General features: G+C 46.1%; 6 protein-coding genes. All 6 read left to right on the forward strand.

From position 1 onward, the window contains the following. The first annotated feature begins 166 nt into the window (after nt 1–166). Nucleotides 167–1,960, forward strand: a complete 1,794-nt coding sequence (locus JGK20_RS17370) for an N-acetylmuramoyl-L-alanine amidase (RefSeq protein ID WP_293212991.1) — start codon at nt 167–169, stop codon at nt 1,958–1,960. Nucleotides 1,961–2,009: 49 nt separating this feature from the next. Next, nucleotides 2,010–2,405 carry an SH3 domain-containing protein gene (locus tag JGK20_RS17375; RefSeq protein WP_293185081.1) on the forward strand — a complete coding sequence of 132 codons (396 nt, stop codon included), beginning with the start codon at nt 2,010–2,012 and terminating at the stop codon, nt 2,403–2,405. Between the two features lie 432 nt (nt 2,406–2,837). After that, entirely contained in the window at nt 2,838–3,872 is a 1,035-nt protein-coding gene (cobW, locus tag JGK20_RS17380) for a cobalamin biosynthesis protein CobW (protein WP_293185079.1), read from the forward strand. Nucleotides 3,873–4,088: 216 nt separating this feature from the next. Continuing rightward, nucleotides 4,089–4,403, forward strand: coding sequence for a GTP-binding protein (locus JGK20_RS34580; protein ID WP_366039088.1), 315 nt, complete (start codon nt 4,089–4,091; stop codon nt 4,401–4,403). Further along, nucleotides 4,382–4,885, forward strand: coding sequence for a GTP-binding protein (locus tag JGK20_RS34585; protein ID WP_366039090.1), 504 nt, complete (start codon nt 4,382–4,384; stop codon nt 4,883–4,885). The genes JGK20_RS34580 and JGK20_RS34585 overlap by 22 nt, the downstream gene beginning before the upstream one ends. Continuing rightward, complete coding sequence (locus JGK20_RS17390) at nt 4,873–5,979, forward strand: WD40 repeat domain-containing protein (protein ID WP_293185075.1); 1,107 nt, start codon at nt 4,873–4,875, stop codon at nt 5,977–5,979. The genes JGK20_RS34585 and JGK20_RS17390 overlap by 13 nt, the downstream gene beginning before the upstream one ends. Nucleotides 5,980–6,000 lie beyond the last annotated feature (21 nt).

The raw sequence follows: 6,000 nt of genomic DNA on the forward strand, positions 1-6,000 counted from the left end.
TCTTGATTGATGTTTCTCAGGTGCGATCGCCCAATTGGCACTACAAACCTGATAAACTGGGGCCTGTATAGTAAATAGGACTTACACCTAACCCTCATCAACCGGGTTTCTTAGCCGAAGTTCGAGTATAAATAACCAACCGAGTCTCAATTAGTTGCGTTTTAGAATGAGAAAATTTTTAGCATTAGTTGTGTTTGGGATGATACTTGCCCTCTCTTCTGTAGCTGTGGCCGCTCAACCTTTGTCCGTCGCTTATCCTCCCGCCAACCACAAAACGATCGCCGATCGCATTTTTCTGATCGGTACAGCCCCGCCAACCGGACAAGTATCGGTAAATGGCCAGCAAATTGCGCGCACCGCCGCCGGCCATTTCGCCCCGACTTTTCCCCTGCAAATCGGCGAAAATGTCTTTAGCTTGCGTTACCAAAATCAGCAAGTTCTTCTTAAGGTGACGCGCGAGTCTAATCAGCCACAAGTCCCCGCAGGCTTGGCTTTTGCAAAAGATTCCCTGACGCCGAAAGTCGATGTAGCCAGTTTACCGGGGGAATATATCTGCTTCGGCGCGATCGCTCCGGCGAATGCGCGAGTTGCGGTAAAATTGGCTGGCGTTGATATTCCTCTCAAAGCGCGATCGCAAGTCGAACTCCCCGACAACAAATCTGTCTTGTTAGGCGAAAACTCCCCCATTAAAAAAGGCAGTAGCGAACAGTATCAAGGCTGCGCTAAAACCCCGGAAAACTCCGGTGAATCTAAGGCAGAAAAAATAGATTTGGGAGTGCCAATATTTTATCTAACAATGAACGATAAAATCATCACTCAACCAGGTACTGGCAAGATTTCTATCCTCTCTCCAGCCGAGTTGGAAGTAGCAGAAGTCACAGCAGATCCGGGTGTTGCTAGAACCGGGGCGAGTACGGATTTTTCTCGGATGACACCGCTGCCGAAGGGAACTCGCGCCACAGTTATCGGGCGCGAGGGAGAATGGATTCGGCTCGATTACGGCGCTTGGATTAAAGCATCGGAGGTGCGAATTGTCAAGGATGCGGTGCCTGCGCGATCGATTATTCGCAGCGCCAAATCGCGTCAAGTTTCCGGCTGGACAGAAGTTTTATTCCCCTTAGAAATACCAGTCCCAGTCACGGTACAAGAAGGTGAACGCACTTTTACTTTAACACTGTACAATACCACCGCTCAAACTGACATTATTCGTCTCGACGACGATCCAGTAATTTCGCGTTTGGCATGGCAACAAATCTCGCCACAACAAGTACAATATACTTTCAATCTCAAATCTGCCCAGCAGTGGGGATATAAATTGAGATACGAAGGCACAACTTTAGTGCTGTCTTTAAAACACCCGCCAGCCAATACAAGCGGGGTGCCGATTTCATCAGAAAAACCGCTGTCAGGAATTAAGATTCTGATCGATCCGGGACACGGCGGCCCGCAGGATTCCGGGGGGGTTGGCCCTACAGGCTATCGCGAGAAAACAGTAGCTTTAATTGTGTCGAAATTGGTGCGGGAGGAATTGGTAAATCGGGGCGCAAATGTGGTAATGACGCGGGTGGAAGATGTCGATTTGGATTTGCCGCCGAGGGTGGAAATGATTCAAAAAGAAGAACCTGCGATCGCAATTTCGATACACTACAATGCTTTGCCAGATAACGGCGACGCGATAAATACCAAAGGTGTCGGGGCTTTCTGGTTTCACCCGCAAGCGCACAGTTTGGGAATGTTTTTGCACAATTATTTAGTTGCAAAACTGAACCGTCCGAGCTATGGTATATTCTGGAACAATCTAGCGATGACTCGTCCTGCCGTTGCTCCATCTGTTTTAATGGAATTGGGATTTATGATCAATCCCGAAGAGTTTGAATGGATTGTGAATCCGACAGAACAGCAGAAGTTAGCTTCTGCCATTGCCCAAGGCATTACCGAATGGTTTGCTTCGGTAAAATAACATTTCGCAGTAAGGACTTCAGTCCTTCCAACCCAAGGAGATTAAATAAATGTTGAGTTTGAGTCAATCAAAAGCCTTTTTCATTGCAGCCGCCTTTGCAAGTTTTAGTTTTTCACTTTACAGCTTTCCAGTTTTCGGGAAAGAGCAAAGTCTTTCGCCGGAAAAAGTAGAAGCTTTAAAAAAGCAAACTCAATGCTCGTTTATTACAGGTGAAGGCGGCCCGGTTAACATTCGCAAAGGCCCCGGCAATAAGTACCCAGTTGTAGCTAAACTCAAAAGAGGAGACGGAGTTCGGGCTGTTAGCAGACAAGGTAGTTGGGTGAAAATTGCGGCCCGAACTTCTGGGAATGCTCCTAATGAAACTTTTACAATCCTTGACGGTTGGGTGAACAATAAATTTATCAATGGTTGTTCCGAAGACCAATTTGATAGATGGCGGAAATAGATTCGGTACTCTAAGGAATGAAAATTAAATAACTTACACGCTCGATGATTGTTGTGGGATGGGCGTCCCGCCCGTCCTTTCTGCACGGGCGGGACGCCCATCCCACAAATTTGCTTAAGTTATTTAAAGAGCGCTGAAGCGCAACTACGTACCCTTATCAATCTGAAGACCAATTTGATACATGGCGCAAATAGATTCAGTCTTCGATAAAAGTTTCACAATACTTCTGAGGTATGTAGTTGCGCTTCAGCGCTCTAGGTCAAAGAGCGCTGAAGCGCAACTACGTACCCTTATTTAATAAGCCTCGTACAAATATTTTTATGATACAATAAAGAGGTTTGCTAAGAGTTGATTGAATCCTAACTCCAACTTATTTTCACTCTTGTCTTTCTATAAAGTGTCATACTCTAAAAACTCAATTGGTAATTAATAATGCACAAGATTCCTGTTACAGTGATCACTGGTTTTCTCGGTAGCGGCAAAACCACCCTAATTCGCCATTTATTGCAAAACAATCAAGGCCGCCGCATTGCTGTTTTAGTTAACGAATTTGGCGAAATCGGAATAGATGGAGAATTGCTGCGCGATTGCCAAGTTTGCGATGAAGAAGAAACTGTCACCAGCAATATTGTCGAATTAACTAATGGTTGTCTTTGCTGCACTGTGCAAGAGGAATTCTTGCCGACTATGCAGGAATTGTTGAAGCGCAAAGACCAAATTGATTGTATCTTAATCGAGACTTCTGGCTTGGCACTTCCTAAACCTTTGATTCAAGCTTTTCGCTGGCCGGAAATTCGCACGGGCGCTACAGTTGACGGTGTGGTTGCTGTTGTTGATTGCGAGGCTGTTGCTAACGGTACTTTTGTTGGCGATATTGATGCTTTGATGGCGCAGCGAGAGGCTGATTCGAGTTTGGATCACGAAACGCCGATCGAGGAATTGTTTGAAGATCAGTTGGCCTGTGCCGATATGGTACTGTTGACGAAGGTCGATCGCGTAGATGCGGAAACTCACCAGAAAGTTCAAACCTGGTTGCAGCAAGAGTTACGCCCGAGTGTGAAAATTGTGCCTTGCAAGGCTGGCGAAATTAACCCGGATGTGCTGTTGGGATTTAATGCAGCAGTTGAGGATGATTTGGAGTCCCGCCCGAGTCACCACGACACGGAAGAGGAACACGAGCACGATGATGATATTAACTCGACTTTCTTTATTGCCGATCGCGAATTTGAACCAGAAGCTTTGGTGAAAAAGCTGCAAGCCTTGATGCAGCAGGAAGAAATTTATCGGATTAAGGGGTTTGTGGCGGTTCCCAAGAAACCGATGCGGATGGTGTTGCAAGGTGTTGGCGATCGCATAGAATGTTTTTACGATCGCCCTTGGCAACCTTCCGAACTCCGTCAAACCAAGCTGGTGCTGATTGGCAAAGAGTTGGAGCGCGATCGAATTGCAGCTATGATTGGTAATTAATTGTCTGGAGTCATCGGTCATACCTACAAAGGTTCGTAGTGAGGAATGCAAGTCCTTGTTCTATGGATGCGGACTTGCATTCCTCACTACCACCTGCACAATCCGACAGGCTCTGGCGAACAATTTATTAACATTATTTAATATTGTTGCTGATGCCAACAAGTGTAGGCTAAACTAGCGACAATGGTTATCATTCTACAAAACTAGAGGTAAAATATGGTTACTGCTGGAGCGATCGAATCAGTTCCCGTGACCGTTCTCACAGGCTATCTGGGTGCAGGTAAAACTACGCTACTCAACCACATTTTAACACAAGAGCACGGCAAAAAAGTTGCAGTCATCGTCAACGAATTCGGCGAAGTAGGCATCGACAACCAACTCATCATTGATGCCGACGAAGAAATTTTTGAGATGAACAACGGCTGCATTTGCTGTACAGTCCGAGGCACGTATGGCAACATTGGGATGCCGAAGAAGTTCAAGAACAAATTGCCTTTGCTGACGTGGTTTTGCTCAACAAGACCGATTTAGTAAGTGCGGAAGAATTGGCAGAATTAGAAAAAAGAATTCGCGCCATGAATGCAATAGCAAAAATCCACCGCACTCATAACGCAGAACTAGAAATTGATGCCTTGTTGGGCGTCAAAGCATTTGATTTGAACCGGGCATTAGAAATCGAACCCGACTTTTTGGGCGTACACGTTCACGAACATGATGCAACAGTAAAATCAATGGCAATAGTAGAATCTGGTGCTGTTGATGGCGACAAATTTAGTGATTGGATTGGCGAATTATTGCGAACTCAAGGCACAGATATCTTTCGGACAAAAGGCATTTTAAATGTATCTGGACAAGAAAAGCGCTTTGTTTTTCAAGGAGTACATATGCTGTTCGATGGCAGACCGGATCGAGCTTGGAAAGATAGCGAAACTCCGAAAAATGAACTCGTATTCATTGGCAGGAACTTAAATGAAACTCAATTGCGAGAGGATTTCCGTCGGTGTCTAGTGTAAAAGAAACGGGTAAAAAAAAGAGCAGCCACGGTGAGCTAATTCTGCAATTTCACGCTCAAGAAATGCTATCTGATTACGTAACTGCTGTTACTTGGTCGCCGGATGGTAAAACTTTAGCAGTTTGTTCTGCTGCGGGCGAAGTAATGTTGGCGACAGTAGGGGCAGTTAACAAATTGTCCTTACAACCGCTGCAAAGTGCCACAGGAAAATCGGCAGATTGTTTGTCTTTTTCGGCAGACAGTCAATTCCTAGCCGCGGGCGGACAGGATGGACGGGTGCGAATTTGGCGCGTTAATTCTGGGGAATTAATTGCTGATTTGGACAACAAGCGCGTCTGGGTTGATAAGTTAGCTTGGAGTCCCCACTGCAATCATTTAGCTTTTAGTATGGGCCGCTGCGTTCAAATCTGGAATGCTGATGATAATGTTGTGGAAGTAACGCTGAATTTCGACTCGTCATCTATTCTAGATTTAGCATGGCATCCGATTGTTCAATACCTGGCAGTTAGCGGCTATCAAGGTGTTAAAGTTTGGAGTGGCGATGACTGGGACGAAGACCCAGAATTTTTATCAGTACCGTCTGCAACAGGTGCAATTGCTTGGTCGCCGCAAGGGCAATATTTAGCTTGTGGCAATATGGACAATACTCTAATTGTTAGTGAATGGGGTAATTTGGAACCGTGGGTAATGCAGGGTTTTCCGGGGAAGGTTCGGGAGTTGGCTTGGTCGGATCAAACTAATTCTTTGGGTGCACCTTTGTTGGCTGCTTCGAGTTCTCAAGGTGTTTCTGTTTGGGACAGAGATGCTGATGAAAGTGTCGGTTGGGAAGGTTGGGCCCTAGAGGTGCATGAAAATGTCGTAAGTGCGATCGCCTTTCAACCTAACACATTTTTATTAGCTTCTGCATCCGCAGACGGTCAAGTTTGTTTGTGGTATGAAGCAGCACAATTGCTGCAAGTTCTAGAAGGTGCACAGGGCGGTTTTTCGTGTCTCGCATGGCATCCTGACGGTCAATTTCTGGCGGCTGGCGGGAATGGCGGCGAATTGGTGGTTTGGTCAAAGTCTATGCGCGGCCACGGGTTCGGGCGGCGCTAAGTTGGCATAACGGGCGATCGC

Source organism: Microcoleus sp. PH2017_05_CCC_O_A (assembly GCF_020738785.1).
Lineage (GTDB): Bacteria > Cyanobacteriota > Cyanobacteriia > Cyanobacteriales > Microcoleaceae > Microcoleus.

Coding starts and splice junctions, on each gene's coding strand:
- cobW (WP_293185079.1), top strand. CDS start 2,838: ATGCACAAGATTCCTGTTACAGTGATCACTGGTTTTCTCGGTAGCGGC.
- JGK20_RS17370 (WP_293212991.1), top strand. CDS start 167: ATGAGAAAATTTTTAGCATTAGTTGTGTTTGGGATGATACTTGCCCTC.
- JGK20_RS17375 (WP_293185081.1), top strand. CDS start 2,010: ATGTTGAGTTTGAGTCAATCAAAAGCCTTTTTCATTGCAGCCGCCTTT.
- JGK20_RS34580 (WP_366039088.1), top strand. CDS start 4,089: ATGGTTACTGCTGGAGCGATCGAATCAGTTCCCGTGACCGTTCTCACA.